We start from the raw sequence: 20,179 nt of genomic DNA, 5'->3' as shown, positions 1-20,179 counted from the left end.
TGGATTTTAAAACTATTAAGTTCTTTCTATGTCATGTCGAGTGATTTTTCTAACTAAAAGGAAGATAAATTGTATTGAGACATTTGGAACTGGTTCTCGATACATCTCCCTGCAGTCGATACTCGAACTGACATATAGTATTTGAACTTAATTTATGATTAAAAAGTAATACTTCTACTGAAGTAACTTTTAAAATATTACTATTGAAAACAAAAACAAAGAAGTTAGGAGACTAATTAATTATATGATTAAGAATCCTGATAAGTTTTGGAATATAACAACACAACAATTACAACACAACAACTGTATACTAAAAACTGTATACTGAAAACTTAACAAGACTATGATTTTACTAGACGGTAAAAAGACATCAGCAGACATTAAAGAAGAAATTGCTTTAGAAGTAGCAGCATTAAAAGCTAACGATAAAAAAGCACCACACTTAGCAGCAGTTATCGTAGGTAGCGACGGAGCGAGTTTAACTTATGTAAACGCAAAAGTAAAAGCATGCGAACGTGTAGGGTTTGAATCTACTTTACTTCGTCTTCCAAAAGAAACTACTGAAGAAGAATTATTAAATGAAATTGCTATTTTAAATATTGATAATGATATTGATGGTTTTATAGTACAATTACCCCTACCCGACCATATTGATGAACAAAAGGTATTAATGGCTATTAATCCTGATAAAGATGTAGACGGTTTCCACCCTATGAATGTTGGTAAATTAGCGTTAAACTTACCTACTTATATCTCTGCTACTCCTTTCGGAATTTTAGAATTGTTAGATCGTTACAATATTGAAACCTCTGGTAAAGATGTAGTAGTTATTGGGCGTAGCCATATTGTAGGAAGTCCAATGAGTATTTTACTGTCACAAAAAAGAAAAGTAGGAAACGCAACGGTTACCCTAACACATAGTAGAACCAAAAACTTAAAAGAGATTACTAAAAGAGCCGATATTATTATTGCTGCTATTGGAATTCCTGAGTTTTTAAAAGGTGATATGGTAAAAGACGATGTAGTAATTATTGATGTAGGAATTACTCGTGTTGCTGATCCTTCTAAGAAAAGAGGATTTAGATTAGTAGGTGATGTTGCTTTTAACGAAGTAAAAGAAAAAGCATCGCACATTACTCCCGTACCTGGTGGTGTAGGTCCTATGACCATTGCAATGTTACTAAAAAACACTTTATTAGCTTGTGAACGTAGACAAGAAAAAGCGTAATAAAACAACTTTATATATAATTGAAAAGACTGCTTTTAAAGGCAGTCTTTTTTTATAGAGAACAGTTTATACATTTCTCTTACTCTACTATTTAATTACCTTTTTTTGCTATATTAGCTAGCACTAATTAAAAATTGCAATAATTACTTTTTAGGATATATAAAGACACTAAAAGTGCTTATTGAAACTAATCCATTTATGTTAAGTACTAAAACTTTTATCAGCATATTTTTTCTTTCTTATTTTTGTTTTATACCGCAACCTTTTCCTGAAGGTAATACTTATATTACACCTTCATTTAAATCAATTCCTAAACATTCAGTTGATATTCAAAAAAACAATATCATCATAACCATATTTTCAAAAGATATGTTCTATCGTGGAAATGAAATAAAATTTAAAAGTAAAATAAAGGGAGATACAATTTACATTCTCAATAAAATTAAGAGTAGTAAGAAAAACGATGGAATTAAAATTAATAATGAAAAACTTATATCTTTTTTTACAAACACTCGTTTTTTCATAAAATCAAAAAACACTTTAGTCCATACTGAAAGTAATAGACCTTATTTTAATAAAAAGTTAGTGGATAGCACCTTAGGTAACCAAACAATATATAGCATAAATGGTAAAATACTAATGTCTACTAAAGATTCTTCTGTATTAAATCCAATATTAAATGAAAAGAAGTTTAAAATAAAAAACTTGGAGGTAATAAAGCCTGAAAACGCTATAAAAACTTACGGATTAATTGGTTTTAAAGGTATTATAAAAATAAAGGGAAAGTTTAAAAAATGTAAATAATACACTAAAAGTGCTTACATAAACAAAATATTTAATAAATATCAATGAGTTCTACCATAGGAATAATACCAACTGAAAATACTGAAGTTACTTTTGGAGAAATAATAAACCTGTCTGAAAAATATATTAACTCCTCTTTAAATATAATTCAACTAAAAGAAAAAATTAAACTTCAAATACATATTCTAAACTATGATAAGGTTGAAAATAAAGAATCTTATCATGAAGTTGATTTAACAGATATATTTGAATGGAAAAAAAATCAATTACTCATCTTTTCTATTAAAGGAGTTTCTGGTGTTATAAAAACTGATTATGATGTAATATTTGACCCCGAAACTTCCCCTGAGAACCCTTGGTGGAAATTAAATACCTATAAGAATGAAACTAAGACTGTTCTTAATTTAGAGGATAAGCTTGAAAAAGCTAAAAAAATAAACAAATCATGGTTTTTATATCGTTCAGATGAAAAGGACAAAGTTATAAATACTTGTGGTGCTATTATTGGTGCTTCTATTGCTGAATTAACCTCTGCCCTTATATATTCTACTGACCAAACATGGGGATTTGGGCAGTATTTTGTTGAAAAGGAAGAGTTTTTAAACTTCTACCTCCGTCCAGAAAAAAATATTACTAACTCTTTAAAGCCAGAAAAAGTTATAAATAATTCTAGTTTTTGGCACAAGCTAAAAAAACTATGGAGTTAGCTTAAACTTTAATTTACAATGAGTAATAAAGGTAAATTTTACATATTAAGTTCAATTATAAGCTTTCTGCTAATATTCTTTGCAGTTGTTGTTTCTGATTTAATTACTGAAGAATATTTAGTTTCTGGTATGTTATCTAGTTCCTATTTTTAATTTCAAAGGTTTTCATCGTTGTTTTTTTGAGCATTATAACTTACAAACGCCAAAAACAACAACAGCATAAATACTTTGTGTAATAAAATTCATTTTTATTCGTCGTAATATTCCTTACCTTTTAAACTTAACCATCCTTTACTACCATTTTTAGTAAACCGAGCAAAACCATTTTTAAATTTACTAATTTTTGTATACTCAAAATTAGAGTTGATATTATGATATTTAAAGAGATTCCCTTTTTTAAGCAATATTGGATGAGACAAGCCATAAGTTTCAATATTGTCTAAATCTGTCTTATATAGTGTGTCAATTCCAGTAAAAACATCTTTATCAAAACGTATTTTTAACAACCCATACTTTTCATTTTTTTTAACAATTAAATGATTTAACCAAATAGGATCTGTATTTAAAATATAATCATTTTCATCAAAGAAAAATTCTTGTTCTCCATTAAGAAAACAAATTGAATCATAATCTGATTTGTTAAATAATTTGTGCTTAACACTTATTACCCCCCTTCTTGAATCACTAAAATTATAATCTGTGTTCTTTTCAATTATATAGAAAAATTCATTTCTAATTAACTTTCTACTATACTCAGTAACTGTTCCACAAACAGTTACTACCTCATAAGACATATTATCTACTATTGAGCCATTAGGTAATAAAAACTTAACTTCATTACCTAAAAGCACGGTATATTCTTTATCCCACAATACATCACCACTATAGAAAGCTCTAAGTTTTTTAGGAGTTATATCTTGAAGTTGGCTATTTAATATTGAATACTCATTCTTTTTTTTGGTAACAAAAAGACCGTTTGTAAAATATAAGGTGTCCCAGTTTTTATTTAGTATTTCTCTGTGAAAAACAACATCTTTAATTTTGTTATCTTCTAAATGATAGGTAGGATAAAGACTGTCATTAGTTGCGAAATTTAATGAAATTTGTTTGAGTAGTTTTTTTTCTAATTTATCTGATAGTCCTTTCTCTTCTAGGTCATAAATATATTCGCCATCAAAAGCTATTTTTAATTTATTTTCAAAAGGTACTATATATCCTAAAATATCGATATCCTTATTATCATTATCAATAAGAATCACTACTTGGTACTTTTTGTTTATTCTTAAAACAAATGAGTTAAGCACTTTATGCTCAACAAACTTCCAATTGTTCTTTTTGTTATTATCTTCATAAAAGATACTTAAACTAAAAAATGATTTTTGATAAGGTAAAAGTAAATTTAACTCTTCTTCTGGTTTATAAAAGAAGATATTATTATTTAATGTTTTGAAAAGACTATTAATAGGTTGCTTTTTAATTTTAGAAATATTTATAATTCCTTTAGGAAGTTCATTTTTATTAATATATTCTTCATCAAGACTTATTTTAGCTGGAGTATTTTGCTTTTTCTCTATAGTATATATGTTTACTTCTTTATAATTTGAATTATATAACTTTTGAAAAAAAGTAATTTCGTCTCCATCTAATTTAAAATAGTCAGCTTTAATGTCTATAACTTTTTGTGCAAAACTTAATTGTGAGATTATAAGAAGTAAGATAAAAAGTATTACATCTTTGGTTGTTAAAATCATTATGTAAGTTTTCTTAATTATTATTCATAGTTTTTTTGTGTACTGTAATAAAGGCTATTTTTAATTATAAAAGGAGTCAATATAATAATAGGTGTCGACACTATTTGCTAAACACTCTTTAGGGACAGAAATAAAACTATTTCTATCTTCAGTAATTTCTTGTTATACATTATCAATATTTCGATTTTAACTATTTTATAATTCTTCCAAGGGATTTATCAAATTGTAAATGGTTATTATTCTGTTTTATTAATGTATTATTTACTCTGTAATTTTTAACTACACAATATTTTTGAACTGTAATAGCGGTTCCTCTGTCTATATTACTGATTTTAAAATCTGAAATTTTAAACTCTAAAGAATCATTTATAATAAGTTTATAATTATTTTTTGTTTTAAAAATACCTGAAGTACGCAAGTATAACTCTTTTCGATTTTTAAGCGTATCAGGAAGTACAATGTTTTTTAATAAATACGAGTTTATTTCATTCTCTTTATCTGTTTTATCATATTCATAGATGATTGCTTTTTTTGCTATAAAGTAATTTTTATCCCATCCATATATATATATATCAGAATTTAGGGTTAGAGATTTATTACACTTCTTATCAAAGTTACAAGCTAGTAATACTAGGAAAAACAAAAAAATAACTTTCTTCATTTTATTTAAGTTTTAAATATCCGTAATAGTTATTTCTAAAAGATGCTTTTGATAATCGTAACTTCTTTTTATCAGAGCCTTTATCTCTTTTGAATTCCCCCCAAGTTACAACATTGAAGTTTATACCTGTTACTTTATCATAATCAGATTCGGTATTCCTTTTAGAATTTAATATTTCAAGAGCTCCTTCATAAGTTACCCAATGATATTCTCCAAAGTCTGTTATATCATAATCAGCTTTATTATACATCATATCAGCATCAATCATCATACAAATTTCATATCCATTTTTATAATCTTTATCAATATCTTCCTCTAAAATTCTGATTTTTTCATCTGACCCAAAGAAATCTCTGATGTACGATTTGTTTATCTTATAATAGTCCATCTCCACAGTTTTATAACCTAAAAGTTTCTTACCTAATTTAGTCATTAACCAAGGCCAATTTATCGCAGATGCATCTTGTCCCCTTTTACCTGTATATCCAAAATCACTCTCTTTACTTCTTGTAGTAGCCATAGTTATCCAATCAATTTCAGGAATCCAAGGATGTTTTTTTGATGTAATGGGGTTAGTATTATACATTTCTTCTTTAGCATCTTCATCAGGCTCTACAGTATACCCGTTATGTAATGCTTTTCCTGTTCTATGGAGTGTTTCTGCTAATTTTTTATAGCCTTGTTTATCTTTTTTAGCGAAAAGATAAAATAAACAAGCCATACCACAAAGAGAAGTACCTCCCTGATTTATTCTCCATGGTTTTTTAACCCTTTCCTCTATTTGTCGCTCTACTACTTTTCTATCAAACCACCTAAAACGGTAATGATGAAACACTTCTAATTCAGCTTCATTCTCTTTATTTTCAATGTAAGCATAAAACGTAATTTTATTACCACAGTAATCTAAATCATTTGCTTTAAAAATAACCTTATCTCCTTTTTGATTTATGTTTCCTACTACAACTTCTTCTTTTGCATTGGTGTAACCATAAGACCATTTTATGGTGTTACTGTCTTTCGGAGCTTTATCATTTTTATATTTAGCAACTTTTAAGGCATACTCCTTTCCATGAATTAGTCCTTCTTTTTTATTTGTTCCTCCATTATCTGAACCTTCATCTAAACTCTCTATTTCTATTTTTTCAACAAAATATTTCTCTTTCTTTGGTTCTTTATTCTCCTGTGCCTTATAAGGAGTTTCTTCTATAGGCGGTATAAAACTTTCTTGCCATGGTTTTATATAACGAGTTGGGCTTTTTCTACGCCAATCTGTACTATTATTAAAAAAACGATAATCTTGCATAGCAGGCGATATGGTTAACGTAACATACATACCTTTTTGGTTATCAAAAACCTCATGGTAGTTTATAAGTACACCATCTTGAAAGTTGTATTGGAATAGCTCTACTCCATCAAAATCATCTTCATAAAAAACTACTTTCCCGTCTCTTAATAGATAAAGATTAAAAGGATGACGTATTTTTTTATTGTCTTTTCTATCGGCTATAATCCATTCAATAAAGGTATCATCGTACATTTCAGGTTTAAAAGTAGCCGTAAAAGCTCCTCCCATTAGGGCTGATGTAGGTTTACCATTCCAATCGGTAAGACGAATGTAATTTAAACTAGTAGCAATTAATTCTCGCTCCTCTCCACATACAAAAAGTTTGGCTTTTATATTCATAAGCATTTTTTATGTTGGTACAATTTTTTGAGTTTAAAGATATAAAATATATCCAAAAACAAACAGGTAGCATACTGATTTTTAAGCTATTTACTATAAAGTACTGTATACTAACAACTATCAATTAGTTTTGTATGAACTCTGTACAAATACAAACACTGTAATGTACTTAACAAGTAAGTATCTTGTACTTATACAACTACGAATAATAACCTGACCTTCTCATATTTAGTACTACATTTTAGTATACAAACGCTTAAAATTAAATTTAATTACCCATTTTTGCTATATTAGCTAGCACTAATTAAAAATTGCAATAATTACATTTATACTTCCTTTTTAGGATAGATAAAGACACTAAAAGTGCTTATGTATAAACAAGTTGTTTCAAATTAAACAAAAAACTATGGGATTAGCTCAAACAGCAAAGCAATTAGGTATGAATAAAGAAATTATGGATTCATATTGGGAATATCATGAAAGAAAACAAAATTGGTTTTTCTCACCTAATCCAAACCTAGATGGAGCTACAAGAAGACCTATATTTCCAACTGCTAGTGATTGGAAAAAATACACTTCTACTCAAAGAAAGCAAAAGTGGAATAATTTAAGTTTAAGACAACGTATGACTATTTCCTCTCTTGCAGGTTTTGGATACGAGGGTAAAGGTATAAATCTTGACAGTATGAATCACTTTTCCAAATTAAGAGAGGCATGTATGAGTAAGTGGAAAGGAAACTTATATAGTATCTTTTGGAGTGATTTAGGTGATGGAAAACGTTGGTTATGTAATGTATTTGTTGGAGATGCTATTTATTTAAACAATGGGGGTAATTTCACTTCTTCAAACAATCATTATTATGATCCTAAACAAATTTATAAAGGGCAATCCAATTTAAAGAAACGAGAAAGTTATAAAGATGTAAAAGAAGGAGATATTGTCGTTTTCGGAACAACTCATGTAGAAATAATTACTAGTATTCAAAAAAATAGTTTTGTTGATGATGGTTTTTGTTCTATTGGTGCGGGGCGAGGAATGAGCAGAGAACAAGTGGGAAGCATTAAATGTGATAGCGACTGGGGATGGAGTCTCCCTTACTTGGGCGGTGCTAGAGAGTTAAAAGATGATAATAACACATATTTCTATTTATAATGAGTAATAAAATAAAATTTCACATATTAAGTTCAATTATAAACTTTCTGTTAATATTCTTTGTCGTTGTTGTTTCTGGTTTAATTACTGAAGAATATTTAGTTTCTGGTATGTTTGTTACTCAAAAAAATGGAGGTGCCGACTTTTTGTTTTTAAGAAAAGTATATATGTTCTCAGCTTTTTTGTTTCCTTTTTTAATTTATGTAATTAAGAATTACAAATACCATGGTCTTGTTATTTTTATAATCAGTTTAATAGTCGTGTTTTCTAGACAACTATTTTATTATTATCAACTACCTAACGAGTACTATTCTATACCAAGAAGTTTTAAAGAAACTATTTTACTTATACTTTCTACATCTGTAATTGTACATTTTTCACAAATGATAATTGGCAAAAAACTACTACCAACACTATATAAAACTTATAAAGGTAGTTTCTCCTAATCGGAAAATCACACCTTTTTATTAGCTTATGAGTGAAGACAAGAAAAAGTGTAATAAAAAACTTTATATATAATAAAAAAGACTGCTTAATAAGCAGTCTTTTTTATTTACATTTTACTTATAAGTTCTTTTGCTTTATCAAGTGTAAAAGCTCCTTTAACTTCTTTTTTATCAAAAATCATAAAATAAGCAAAGTTCTGACCCGCTAATTTTTCCCATTCGCTCCCTAATCGACATTTTGCTGCACTGTCCGCATTATCTAAATGATCTCCTTTTGCTTCTACTAAGATTGTTTTTCCTGACTTAGTTTGCATAATAAAATCAGGGTAATGATTGGCTTTGAATCCGTTAATATAAAAACCTTTACCACGTTCTAAATTTCGATGCCAAAATTCTATACTAGAAGAAGTTCCCAGTTCCATAGCTACTCGTTCTTCAAAATTATTCATTTTGCCTTCTTTTTCATAAAGAGAATTACCTATTGATGAACCCGGATCGCCTGGAACAATCTCTTTACTCAAACTCCAAAATTCTTTGGTACTAATTCGCTTAGATTTTATATAATCCATAAACTTTTCTTCTGCATATGTATCAGCTAACTGCTTTATTTTAGCTTTAATTTTATCAGTATAACTCCACTTTCGAACTAAAACATCTCTTAACTGTTCAACACTCATTCCTGCTAAAACACGACCAATATAAACCTTGATTTCTTGGTCTGCAATTGGATACATATTTCCTATAATCTGTATTATTTGGTGTGTTATATCTGTTATTTGGTTCTCTTTTGGTTTAGCTAAAATATATTCAGCTATTGGGTCTTTTACTAAGCTATCTTCTATTTTAGTAAACGATGGTCTAAATTCATTCTCTTTTGCCTCCTCTAAATCTATTTTATATAAATCAGATGAAATCTTATCAAAGTCAATTTTAATATCTTCCTCAGACAGTTTAAAATCTTTTAGCAAGGACTCTCTATTTAATAGTTCTTCACTTGTACCAAAAATATCACTTGCAGTTACTTTAATAAAAAACTGAGGAAACTTAATTTTATCTATATATTCTTTATATACACTTTTTACACTATAACGTTTTACTTTATCTCCCATTTCTTGAAAAATATTTTCATCAACAGGTTGTTTTTCCTGCTCTTTTATTTGTTCTTCTAATTGTCGATTTTGTTCTTTAGCTATAGTTTCAATTTCTGTAATCACAGCTGGTAATTCTATTTCTTCATCATCAATATTAGGATCAAACGTTACACGTTTTGCATCAATATTTTTATCTTCTTCCTCTTTAGTTTGTTGCTCAGGAAAAAGAAAAGACTCTACAGGATTGGTAGTAACTGTTTTCTTTTCTTCCTCTGTCATTTTATCTACTTTTCGATAATCTTTTTCACTAAAACCAGACTCTTGTAAACCTTTTATAATACTTTGTAGAGTTTCATTAAACTTAGCTGATGCTGTTAATACATAAGAAAGATTTAATTGAAAAGATTTATGCTTTTGCACATAAGGTTGCCTTAAAACACGTCCTAAGATCTGTTCAACATCTACAGGACTCGATTTGTCTGCCAATGAAGCCAAAATATAAGCAAAAGGACAATCCCAACCTTCTTTTAATGCGTTTATAGTTATTATATAACGTACTTCGCATTCCTTACTCATTAAATCTACTCCTTTTAACTCATCAATATTTGCTGTTTTAATTTTGATTTGGTTTTCTGGAACTCCTAAGCTTAATAATTGTTCTTTTAGTTTTTCAAAAGTAGTATTATCATTCTTTGTTTTAGGTTGTGCTTGAAATAACACAATAGGTCTTATATATTTACCTCCTTCTTTCTCTTGCTTTTTAGCTAAATTTTCTAGTTTACGTTGTAAATGCAGAGCATTATTTATAACTTCCGTTTTGTCGTGATTATTATATACAATAACAGGAAGCTTTACCATATGTTCTTTTTTTAACTCTATGGCAGGCACAAGACTTACTATATTACTATTCTCCTTTGGTGTTGCAGTTAAATCAAGAATAAATGAGGGATTTAAGTTTTTTAGCATATCTACACTTAAATCACTCTCTGCATTATGGCTTTCATCTACCACTAAAACAGGATTAAGGTAACGCAATACATTAATTAAGGCTGTATCATCAACACCATCTAAAATATGCTCATTGTTTTTAAACTGTGATACAAAAGCTTCTAATTGCCCATTTTCTTGGTAAACTTTTCTATCTTCTTTCTTTCTAGCTCTCAAGCTAGCAAAACTCATTACAAAAATACTTAGTTGATCTTTTACCACTGTGGGATTAAAGTTAGAACCTTGTAATAGGTCTTCTTTTTGGTACACTTCTACTCTATGATTAAAAAGTGTATTAAGTTTTTGTCGGTATGGGTGCTCAGGATTAGAAAGTGCATCCACTGTTTGTTGTAATAAATTACTCCAAGGCACTAACCAAATAACCGCTTTAGGTTTACTTGAATCGTATGCAGAAAAAATAGTATGTAATGCATTAACTGCAATAAAGGTTTTACCCCCTGCTGTTGGTACTTTTACACAGACATGAGCCGCATTTGGAATATTATTTTTATAAGGCTGCATTCCTGTACCATCAAGAGGATTATACGAACCAATTTTATCTTCCCAATAATGATTAAAAGCTTTGCCTAAATCTTTTTGCTCTTGAACATAGGTTAAATATTCTTCAAGATTCTCAATTACTTTTTGCTGATAACTCTTTAACTCCATAATTTAAAATCTTGTAATATCTCTTGGTATTTTCTTAAAAATAATATTGTTTTTAGCCATAAAACCTTTAGGTAGCAAGCAATTATCTGCATATACAATATATTGTTCTCCTTTGGTTTTTATGAGTTCCAAAGAATCATAATCCAAGGTGGTTAAATGGTCTTTCTCATAAATAAAGTAGTAGACTGATTCTTCTTTTTTGCCTAAGAAGTAATTTTCAGCATTTGGTTCTGTAAACGAAGTTCTAGTTTCTGAAAACCAAATATATTCTCTAATTTTTGACAAACCTACTTCTTCGTTTAAGTTTTGGTTTTCGTCAAAAAGGGGTAAGCCTAATTCGTAAAAATTAAATGCTCCACCTGTACCTTCTACTGCTTTTTTATCTTTACCATAACCTTTAGTAACCCGTTTTACTCTTTCAGCTGTAATGTCATTCGCATACTCTTCCATTTCTACTAAAATGAATTTACGTTTACCTCCATCTTCCTTATTTAAGTTTAATACAGCATGAGCTGTGGTACCTGATCCTGCAAAGGAATCAAGAATAATCGAATCTCTTCCTGAGCCTATCTTTAGTAAAAATTCAATTAATGAATATGGTTTAGGGTAGTTAAAAATATCTTTACCAAAAATTTGATTTAAGACCTTTTTTGCTCCTTCATTAGTATCAACATTATTCTCTACTTTATTAATTGTTGTATTTAAGTACTTTTCTTTAAGAAGATTTGTTGGAGCCTTAAAAGATTTATCTGTTCTCAAAAATCTTATTGAAAACTTATCACTTTTTATAATAAATTCTGTCCCTTTTTCAATTTCTAAATCTATTGTGTTTTGAACCCACTTGAATTGAGCAGTTAGTTCAAAATCAATGTCTGCATATCCATTTTCTATTGTTATATCCTTATGAAGATAAGCCTTATCATATTGACCTGCTTTATATTTTCCATCTGGCAACTTGAAATACACTTTTTCTCTTGGAAAAAATATCTTTGCATGTGGATTTCCTGAATTTAATAATGGTGCATCACCACCATCAGAAAGTTCAGCGTTATATTTTAAGTTGTCTTTCTTCTTTTCATAGCAAATAATATATTCAACTGTCTTTCTTGATTTGTTAGCTAAACTAGGTGGAGTAGATGTTTTAGTCCAACAGAAATATTCTATAAAATTATTTCTACCAAAAATTTCATCCATTAGCAGACGTAAATGTGCCAATTCATGATCATCAATACTTATAAAAATTACACCATCATCAGCTAAAAGTTTATGTAACAGTTTTAAACGTGGATACATCATACACAACCACTTATCGTGTCTAGTTAAGTCGTCAACCCCAATTGCTGCAACTTTATCTTGTTCTTTTGCTTTTAGCGTTTCATCTAACCACCTTTTTATTTTAGGATGATTTACATTATCATTATAAGTCCAACCTTCATTTCCTGTATTATAGGGTGGGTCAATATAAATACACTTTATTTTACCCTCGTATTCAGGCAATAGGCTTTTTAAAGCTTCTAAATTATCTCCATGTATTATTTTGTTTCCGCTTTTGGTAGGTTCGTTTTGCTCTCCTTTTTCGGCTGTAAAACCATACTTGTGCTCTAATACTCGATATGGTACATCTTGGTGGTGGCTAATTACTTTTTCTTTACCTATCCAGTTAAGTGTGGGCATATATTATATATTCTTTTATTTAATAGTATAGTAGTATTAATTTTTCTTCCTAACACGCAGCTTCTCCACCTCTTCAATGGTAAGACCTGTGGAGTCTGCAATAGTACTTGTATCAACACCTTTCCTTTTCAAGTTTTTAGCTATTTCTATTTTCTCATTACGTTTAGCTATTTCAGAAGCTTCTTTTTTAAGACGTTGTTCCAGTACATATTTAGGAACATATTTGGTGCTTTTCTCTAATTCTTGTAAAAGACCAGTATTAGCAAAACTCAAATAGCTTTTATCAGAAATAATTAAATGGTCTATTACATGTGTGTTTACTATAATACCTACTTGTATCAACCTATCTGTTAGGTTTTTGTCATTATCTGACGGAGTTAACTCACCACTTGGGTGGTTATGACATAACATTATTTTTACAGCTCTTTTTTGTAAGGCAAGACTAAAAACCTCCATAGGTTCTACCAAAGTTGCATTAATAGTACCTAAGCTTATTAACTCAATAAAAAGAATACGGTTGTTGTTTTCTAGCCCTATAACCCAAAAGTGTTCACGGTTTTGGTCTATCTTACTTTCACGAAGTAATATTTTTTGCATTATTCCGTAGATATCATCGGAATTTAAGATTTTTATCTTCTCTTGTTCTGTCAATTTTATGTCCATATCGTAAAAATAGGATTTTTTCAAAGATAGCCTATATAGTTTTTATAGAAAGTAGTTTTTTTAGCATACGTTGTTCTTTCATTTTTTAACATTAAAATGGTTAGTGGTACTAGCTTAAAATAACACTACCTCCCTAAGAGGAGTGTCACTCCCCTTATAAGGGGAGTATTACTCCTTGCCTAAGGGGAGTGTCATTCCCCTTATAAGGGGAGCATTACTCCTTGCCTAATTATTTTTTATAGTAAAGTGTTTATTACAAAAAGAAAACCTCATAAAACACGAGTGTTTATGAGGTTTACAGCGTTTTTTAAGACTTGTTACCCTTAATAATTATGCAGCTGTTACTACAAATGGTGCATCTGAAATACGTACTTCTTTTAAAAACTGCCCTGAATTATTGGTAGCTTGCGTTTTAATTCTAATTTTATAAGTACCCGTTGCTAAAGTAGGTGCTTGCCCTATTACTCTTTTAAAACTATTTTGAGCTAGGTATTGTACTTTGATTTCAGTACCGTCTTCTGCAACAAAATACAAACCTACCTCGTCTTTATCACCATCCACCTTTAACCTAACTCCGTTTAACTCAAACAATCCGTTAGAGGTTATAGTAGTATTGGTTGTTTGGCTTATAATATCTTTACAGTTGTTAATTAAAGTACTGGTAATAGGTGCTGTTATTTTTTGCAGCGGAATGTCTTCTTTTACCTCATTAATAAGTTTTCCGCTATTCAAGTTTACGTGTAGTTTATGAACATCGGGGTTAAAACTGTCTTCCTCTGTATCAAAAACCCCAGAAATAGAATAGCCTATGTTTACTATAGGTAAATTAATGTTATCGCCTTCTTCTATAGATTCAATAATTTCTTCGTAATACGAGTTTAATACCGCTACAATGTCGGTTTTGCTTACTAAATTTCGTTTACTCAACATTTTTTCAATAAGCTCGTCTTGGTTAATAGTACGCTCTGTTAATACACGTGCTACATAGTTTGCTTCATCTGTTAATCTGTTTTCTGATAAATAATACTTCATAATATCAATTTTTAATTTAAGTTACTTTTTCAATAACGTTTACCTTTAAAACATGCCAAAACACAACGTACTAAAATAGTGTTAGGCATTCGTTTGTAAGTAAACGTATGCTAATTTTAAGAGGAATTTGAAATATAAAGATTAGGTGATTGTATTGTTATAGCAATTTACATTCGTCTAAATCTTTTTATAGCATCGCTAAAATAATATTTTTTTTAAACGCTTATTATTTATTTAGAATATTTTAACAATATCTACAAAACAATACTAACTTATACAACAAAACAATGCTTTTTTAGTAAAATAACCATAAACTTATGGTATAAAACAAAAAAACTCCAAACTGTTATTTGGAGTTTTCTTTTGTAAGCTAAGTACTATAAAAGTGTATTAAAAATACTGGCTAACCTCTGTATTTGTGGCTAACTCCTCAGCTTCCTTTCCTTGTTTAAATAAACGTGCGGTGTAAGTTCCTCGTAATATAATTGAATCTCCGTTAACCTCTAGCCAGCTACCTTCACGTAACCCTAGCACAGGTGTTTCATTAAATACATGATATTCTTTAATACGTGTTTCACGCGTTTCACCCATGTGCGTAGAATCTGGATTTGGGTCTAAATAATGTGCGTTGATATTAAACGGAATAAACCCTAAGGTTTTAAAACTTGGTGGATATACAATAGGCATATCGTTGGTGTTCATCATCGTTACTCCACAAATATTACTTCCTGCACTGGTACCTAAATACGGAGTTCCGTTTTCAACCGCTGTAGTTAAATCAGAAAGTATATCGTTTTTATATAGTTGATTTACTAACTCAAACGTATTACCTCCTCCTGTAAAAATAGCCTCGGCTTGCTGAACAGCTTCCTTCGGATTATCAAACTCGTGAATCCCTTTTACCTCTTTATTAATTGTTGCAAAAGCCTTACGAGCTATTTCAGTATATTCATCATAAGTTTTTCCGCTTGCTCGTGCATACGGTATAAATAATATGGTAGAGGCTTCTTTAAAAAAGTTAGTTAAGATTGGTAAAATATATGCTAGGTACCCGCTACCATGAACGGTAGATGTGCTTGCTATAAGTAGTTTTTTCATTTTTTTCTTTGTTTATTCAATCAAAAATATGACTTTTGATTTCAATAATTAAAAAAATTAAAAACTATGAAAAAAATACTTTTTGTATTCAGTATCTCTTTTCTTCTATTTTCTTGTTCTGACAGCAATGATTTGGTAGAAATTTCAAACGAAGACCTTATAGGTAAGTGGAACTTAATTGATTTAACCTCAAATGTAACTAATAAGTTTTCTTATCAAGGAAATACTGTTAATAGCACAACAGCTGTTTATGGTAAAAATTACAATTTTTCAATGACCTTTTCTGAGAACCCTAACGAATACTCTACAGAAGGATCTCTTACCCTTGTTACCAAAACAAATACTAATGGAGAAGTAGAAACTCAAGAAACAGAATCGAGTTCTATTATGGACCTAGAATCTGGTGAGTGGGAAATTAAAGGAAATAAACTTATTACAAAGAGTAATGGTGTTTCTTCTGAAATGATTATTGATTCATATACAGAAAACAAGCTTGTCTTAAAACAAAAAATAAATGAAACTCAAACAGTTCAAGGTGTTGGGGTAAAAATTGTAGGTAATGCTACAGTTATATTAGAAAGATAAGTTTCTAACGTACATTAAAAACTATAAGACCGTTTGAAAATTAATTTTCAAACGGTCTTTTTCTTTGTTTAACAAAAATTTACCATGTCCTTAAAACATTTTTAAGACAAGTAGGTAGTTTATTTGTGATATGAGAAAATTGTTACTTGTTCTTTTTACCATAACTACCTGTGCTATAATTGCTCAAAACACCCCTAAAATTATTACGGGTACTGTGTTTATAGATAGTATTGCTACGCAAGATGTACATATTATTAATAAAAAACTAACGCTTGGTGCTGTTTCTAATGAAAACGGACGCTTTGAAATTTTAGCTTCTGAAAACAACACCTTATTGGTTTCTCACTTAAACCTAGAGTTTAAAGAGGTTACCCTTACCAAAGAGCATATAAAAGCTAAAAACATTGTAATTTTTGTTGATAGTAAAACGCACATGTTAGATGAAGTTGTGCTTGAAAAGCAAAGAAGTATTTTAGAAATTGATCCCGACATTCTTAACAACGCCCCTGTTGTAAATGCTAAAACCTTAAAACTACCTTATGCTAACGTAATACAAACTAAAGACGAAAAAACAGTAAAAATAGAATCGGGCTTAGCCATTAGTGTAACGGGGCTTATAAATGCGCTTAACGGAACAAACAAACGAAAAAAACAATTAAAAAAGATTACTGTTGAAGATAGAAATATTGAAAAAATTAGAAAACACTTTACAGATGGTTTTTTTATACGTCAACTAAAAATAAAGAAAGAACACATCAATCAGTTTTTACAAGCCTGTATTTCTAAAGGAATTATAAACCTATATAAAAAAGATAAAGTTTTAGAACTTACTGCGGTTTTAATTGAAAATAGTAAATCCTCCCCTTACCTATTAGAAAATGAAAACATAAGAGTTACCAAAAAATAATTGCATGATTAAACAACTACCCATCACACTTTTACTACTAATTACTTTAGGAGCTACAGCTCAACAAAAACGAAAATTCGTTTACGGAACTTTAAATGATGAACTTGGTGCTATACCCAACGCTCATATTATCAACCTAAATACCCAACAAGGTACATTTAGTACCGATTTTGGTGAGTTTAGAATTTTAGCAAAACCTAACGATACTTTGCAGATTTCTTTTGTAGGATACGAAACCAAAAAAATTAAGCTTACCCATACTCATTTTGGAATACAAGAAAATAAAATTACCCTAGTTAAAGTTCCTTTTGAATTGGATGAAGTGGAAGTAAAAAAACACAACTTAATAGGTTCACTTGCTATAGATACTAAACAAACACCTAAAGATATTGGTATGGAAAAAGCTAAAAAGGCTATTGATTTTTCTATGATTAATTTTCAAGACCCTATTATTATGCCCATTGATGAGATTGATAAAATGAAAGCCCCAAATATGAGGAAAGTAACCGATCCCACAGCTAAATTTGCTGGTGTTGGAGGCGCAATTAGTTTAGGAAAAGATAGTTATTCTGAACAGCTAAAAAGAACCCGAAAAACAATAACATTTAAAGAACGTTTTCCTAAAATGCTGCTCTCAGCATTTGGAGAATCTTTCTTTTTTAAAGAGCTAAAAATACCTAAAGGCAAGTATCTTCATTTTTTAGAATATTGCAATCCACTAGGTATAGAAAAATTATATAAAGAACAACAACTTTTAAAAGTGATTGCTATCTTACAGCAAGAAAGTAAGAGTTATTTAAAAGTAATTAATAACTAAACACATGAAAAATATACTCCCTTCAATTATTTGTCTGTTTTTTATAATAAAAGCTACCGCACAAGAAAGTAGAAAATTCTTTTACGCTACCATACAAGATGAAGTAAGTACTGTTCCTAACGCACATATTATAAACCTTAACACTAAACAAGGAACTTTTACTAATAATAATGGTGAATTTAGAATTTTGGCCAAAGCAAATGATACTATACAAATTACGTTCGTAGGTTATGAAACTAAAAAATTTATGGTAGGTGTTAATCACTTCGGAATACAAGAAAATAGTATCCTACTAAAAAAAGTACCTATTGAGCTGGATGAAGTCGAAGTAAAAAAACATAATTTACTCGGGTATATTTCTTCTGACTCAAAACATATAAAATCTGAAAAAGAAATAAATGCCGAAACATTAAAACTACCTTTTGCAGGTTCTAGAATACTTACCCCTGCTGAAAGAAGGCTCTATACTGGAATGGGAGGACGTCCCATGAAACTTGAAGGCCTAGGGTTTGTTTTATCTACAGATTATATTATTAATTCAATATCAGGAAGACTGAGAAAATTAAAAAAAAATAAAGCTATTGAAGATAGAGAAAAAAGAATAGAAAACATACGCAGTAATTACCACATACTCATTCAACACGAACTAAACATACTAAAAGAAGATATTGACAGGTTTATTCATTTTGCTGAATCAGCAGATGACTTCACTCCTTTTTACCTACATAATGAGGTTACAATGATAGAATTTTTACAAAAGAAAGCTGAGGTTTTTAAAAAGCTAAACCCTAAAACTTATAACTAAAGTCCTACCTTTTTACAGGATAATTTTCACTACACTTTCTTAAAATATTTTGTACCTTTAGGTGTGTACGTTAACGTAACCTATAAATATTATGAAGAAAGCTCTAATTGTCTTATTATTCTTATCTCAACTAGTATTCGCACAAGAAGAACGAAAAACACTTTTTGGAATTGTTTATGATGAAAATGGTGGGTTAGAAAATGCTCATATTGTTAACTTTTCAACAAATCAAGCTACATTTTCTAACGAGAATGGAGAATATAGGCTTTTCGCTAGACCTACAGATTCTATTAGATATAGTAGTATAGGCTATAAAACTATTAATGAAAAGTTAACCAAAGCCGATTTTAACACCTATAGAAAAAGAACTACTCTTGAAAAACAAGATTATGAACTAGATGAAGTTTTATTAAGAAACAATGAACTTTCAGGTGAACTTGCCAAAGACCTTAGAAAGGTAAAACAAGATAAAAATTTAGAAAAGGCTAGCAGCGCTACTGACTTCTCAAATGTTAATTATAGTAATTATCATTCAAACGATTATATAAGTAAACACGTAAAGCCCAATGTGGTTAGAGTTGACCCTACAAAAGCTTTTGAAGGTATGGGGACCACTAATACGTTTCCTGTGAAAGACTCAGAAAAACTATGGAAACTTCGTAAAGAGTTAGCTTTTAAAGAAAATATGCCCGCTAAATTGTTAAGTGAATTAGGGGTAGATTTCTTTTTTGTTGAACTTAAAATTCCTGTTGATAAGTATTATCACTTTTTAGAATATTGTAATCCGCTAGGAATAGAAAAACTGTATCAAAACCGTGAAGTGTTAAAAGTTATTAAAATCTTTAGAAAAGAACATACAGGATACCTTAAAATTATTGAGAAACACTAATTTGGCGCAATAATTGACCTTTATCAACCATGAAAAAACTTTTTGTCCTCTTATTAGTACTTCCCTTACTATCGTTCACTCTCCATAAATACTATGTTGCATTAACTGAAATTGAATACAGAGAAGATACCCAAAGCGTACAAATGATTATGAATGTTTTTATGGATGATATTGAGCTCGCTATAAATAAAGATTACAACACCAACCTACAAATTGCTACTAAAAACGAGTTACCATCTATTAATGAATATTATTACAAATACTTAAAAACTCATTTTAAAGTAACTATTAATAATAAAGAAGCAGTCTATAAATTTATAGGGAAAGAATACGACGGAAATATTGTTTACTTTTATTTAGAGATAGAAGATGTTTCATTACCAAAGTCAATAAAAATAGAAAACGATATTTTAGTAGACCATTTCCCTGATCAACAAAACCTTATTAAAGCAACTGTTAAAAAAGAGCGTAAAAGTTTGTTTTTATCGAGCGATAATGATAAAGGTTTGTTAAATTTTTAATAAAGCT

At 29.5% G+C, this 20,179-nt stretch carries 18 protein-coding genes; 10 read left to right on the top strand and 8 right to left on the bottom strand.

The genetic code is table 11. From position 1 onward, the window contains the following. Positions 1-343 precede the first annotated feature (343 nt). From folD to C7448_RS11715, 3 genes are all read left to right on the top strand, one after another. On the top strand, positions 344-1,228 hold the full coding sequence (gene folD, locus C7448_RS11725; protein ID WP_115901575.1) for a bifunctional methylenetetrahydrofolate dehydrogenase/methenyltetrahydrofolate cyclohydrolase FolD: 885 nt from the start codon (positions 344-346) through the stop codon (positions 1,226-1,228). A gap of 198 nt (positions 1,229-1,426) precedes the next feature. After that, a complete protein-coding gene (locus tag C7448_RS11720; protein WP_147300529.1) occupies positions 1,427-2,032 on the top strand; it encodes a hypothetical protein in 606 nt (201 codons plus the stop codon). A 44-nt stretch (positions 2,033-2,076) separates the two neighbouring features. Further along, positions 2,077-2,739: a hypothetical protein gene (locus tag C7448_RS11715; protein WP_115901573.1), complete on the top strand. Its 663-nt coding sequence runs from the start codon at positions 2,077-2,079 to the stop codon at positions 2,737-2,739. Positions 2,740-2,987: 248 nt separating this feature from the next. Here C7448_RS11715 and C7448_RS11710 read toward each other — a convergent pair whose 3' ends face one another. The 3 genes from C7448_RS11710 to tssD all read right to left on the bottom strand — a co-directional run bounded on the left by C7448_RS11710 (position 2,988) and on the right by tssD (position 6,835). Then, complete coding sequence (locus tag C7448_RS11710) at positions 2,988-4,490, bottom strand: hypothetical protein (protein ID WP_115901572.1); 1,503 nt, start codon at positions 4,488-4,490, stop codon at positions 2,988-2,990. 190 nt (positions 4,491-4,680) lie between these two features. Next, complete coding sequence (locus C7448_RS11705; protein ID WP_115901571.1) at positions 4,681-5,151, bottom strand: hypothetical protein; 471 nt, start codon at positions 5,149-5,151, stop codon at positions 4,681-4,683. Between the two features lies 1 nt (position 5,152). Next, positions 5,153-6,835: a type VI secretion system tube protein TssD gene (gene tssD / locus C7448_RS11700; RefSeq protein WP_115901570.1), complete on the bottom strand. Its 1,683-nt coding sequence runs from the start codon at positions 6,833-6,835 to the stop codon at positions 5,153-5,155. A gap of 406 nt (positions 6,836-7,241) precedes the next feature. Here tssD and C7448_RS11695 point away from each other — a divergent pair, with 406 nt between their 5' ends. Further along, positions 7,242-7,988: a hypothetical protein gene (locus tag C7448_RS11695; RefSeq protein ID WP_115901569.1), complete on the top strand. Its 747-nt coding sequence runs from the start codon at positions 7,242-7,244 to the stop codon at positions 7,986-7,988. 553 nt (positions 7,989-8,541) lie between these two features. On the opposite strand, the gene C7448_RS11685 is transcribed toward C7448_RS11695, so the two are convergent. From C7448_RS11685 to pepE, 5 genes are all read right to left on the bottom strand, one after another. Further along, positions 8,542-11,181 (bottom strand): DEAD/DEAH box helicase, encoded by a 2,640-nt coding sequence (locus C7448_RS11685; RefSeq protein WP_115901567.1) that lies wholly within the window; start codon positions 11,179-11,181, stop codon positions 8,542-8,544. A 3-nt stretch (positions 11,182-11,184) separates the two neighbouring features. Next, a complete protein-coding gene (locus C7448_RS11680; RefSeq protein WP_115901566.1) occupies positions 11,185-12,855 on the bottom strand; it encodes a site-specific DNA-methyltransferase in 1,671 nt (556 codons plus the stop codon). Positions 12,856-12,891: 36 nt separating this feature from the next. Next, on the bottom strand, positions 12,892-13,518 hold the full coding sequence (locus C7448_RS11675; protein ID WP_115901565.1) for a JAB domain-containing protein: 627 nt from the start codon (positions 13,516-13,518) through the stop codon (positions 12,892-12,894). Positions 13,519-13,848: 330 nt separating this feature from the next. After that, positions 13,849-14,550: an HU family DNA-binding protein gene (locus C7448_RS11670; RefSeq protein WP_115901564.1), complete on the bottom strand. Its 702-nt coding sequence runs from the start codon at positions 14,548-14,550 to the stop codon at positions 13,849-13,851. A 390-nt stretch (positions 14,551-14,940) separates the two neighbouring features. After that, the gene (gene pepE / locus C7448_RS11665; protein WP_115901563.1) at positions 14,941-15,648 is read right to left on the bottom strand and encodes a dipeptidase PepE; all 708 of its coding nucleotides are present in this window, start codon (positions 15,646-15,648) and stop codon (positions 14,941-14,943) included. Between the two features lie 66 nt (positions 15,649-15,714). Here pepE and C7448_RS11660 point away from each other — a divergent pair, with 66 nt between their 5' ends. The 6 genes from C7448_RS11660 to C7448_RS11635 all read left to right on the top strand — a co-directional run bounded on the left by C7448_RS11660 (position 15,715) and on the right by C7448_RS11635 (position 20,172). Beyond that, positions 15,715-16,233, top strand: coding sequence for a lipocalin family protein (locus C7448_RS11660; protein WP_115901562.1), 519 nt, complete (start codon positions 15,715-15,717; stop codon positions 16,231-16,233). A gap of 130 nt (positions 16,234-16,363) precedes the next feature. Then, a complete protein-coding gene (locus tag C7448_RS11655; RefSeq protein WP_115901561.1) occupies positions 16,364-17,140 on the top strand; it encodes a carboxypeptidase-like regulatory domain-containing protein in 777 nt (258 codons plus the stop codon). A gap of 4 nt (positions 17,141-17,144) precedes the next feature. Beyond that, entirely contained in the window at positions 17,145-17,957 is an 813-nt protein-coding gene (locus tag C7448_RS11650) for a carboxypeptidase-like regulatory domain-containing protein (RefSeq protein WP_115901560.1), read from the top strand. A 4-nt stretch (positions 17,958-17,961) separates the two neighbouring features. Further along, positions 17,962-18,762, top strand: coding sequence for a carboxypeptidase-like regulatory domain-containing protein (locus C7448_RS11645; RefSeq protein WP_115901559.1), 801 nt, complete (start codon positions 17,962-17,964; stop codon positions 18,760-18,762). A gap of 91 nt (positions 18,763-18,853) precedes the next feature. Further along, positions 18,854-19,651 carry a carboxypeptidase-like regulatory domain-containing protein gene (locus C7448_RS11640; protein ID WP_115901558.1) on the top strand — a complete coding sequence of 266 codons (798 nt, stop codon included), beginning with the start codon at positions 18,854-18,856 and terminating at the stop codon, positions 19,649-19,651. A gap of 29 nt (positions 19,652-19,680) precedes the next feature. Next, entirely contained in the window at positions 19,681-20,172 is a 492-nt protein-coding gene (locus C7448_RS11635) for a DUF6702 family protein (RefSeq protein WP_115901557.1), read from the top strand. Positions 20,173-20,179: the final 7 nt, after the last annotated feature.

The sequence above is a fragment of the Tenacibaculum gallaicum genome, from assembly GCF_003387615.1.
In the GTDB taxonomy this organism is placed as follows: Bacteria; Bacteroidota; Bacteroidia; order Flavobacteriales; family Flavobacteriaceae; genus Polaribacter; species Polaribacter gallaicus.
The sequence above is the reverse complement of the archived record's forward strand: the minus strand, read 5'-3'. Positions and strand labels throughout refer to the sequence as shown.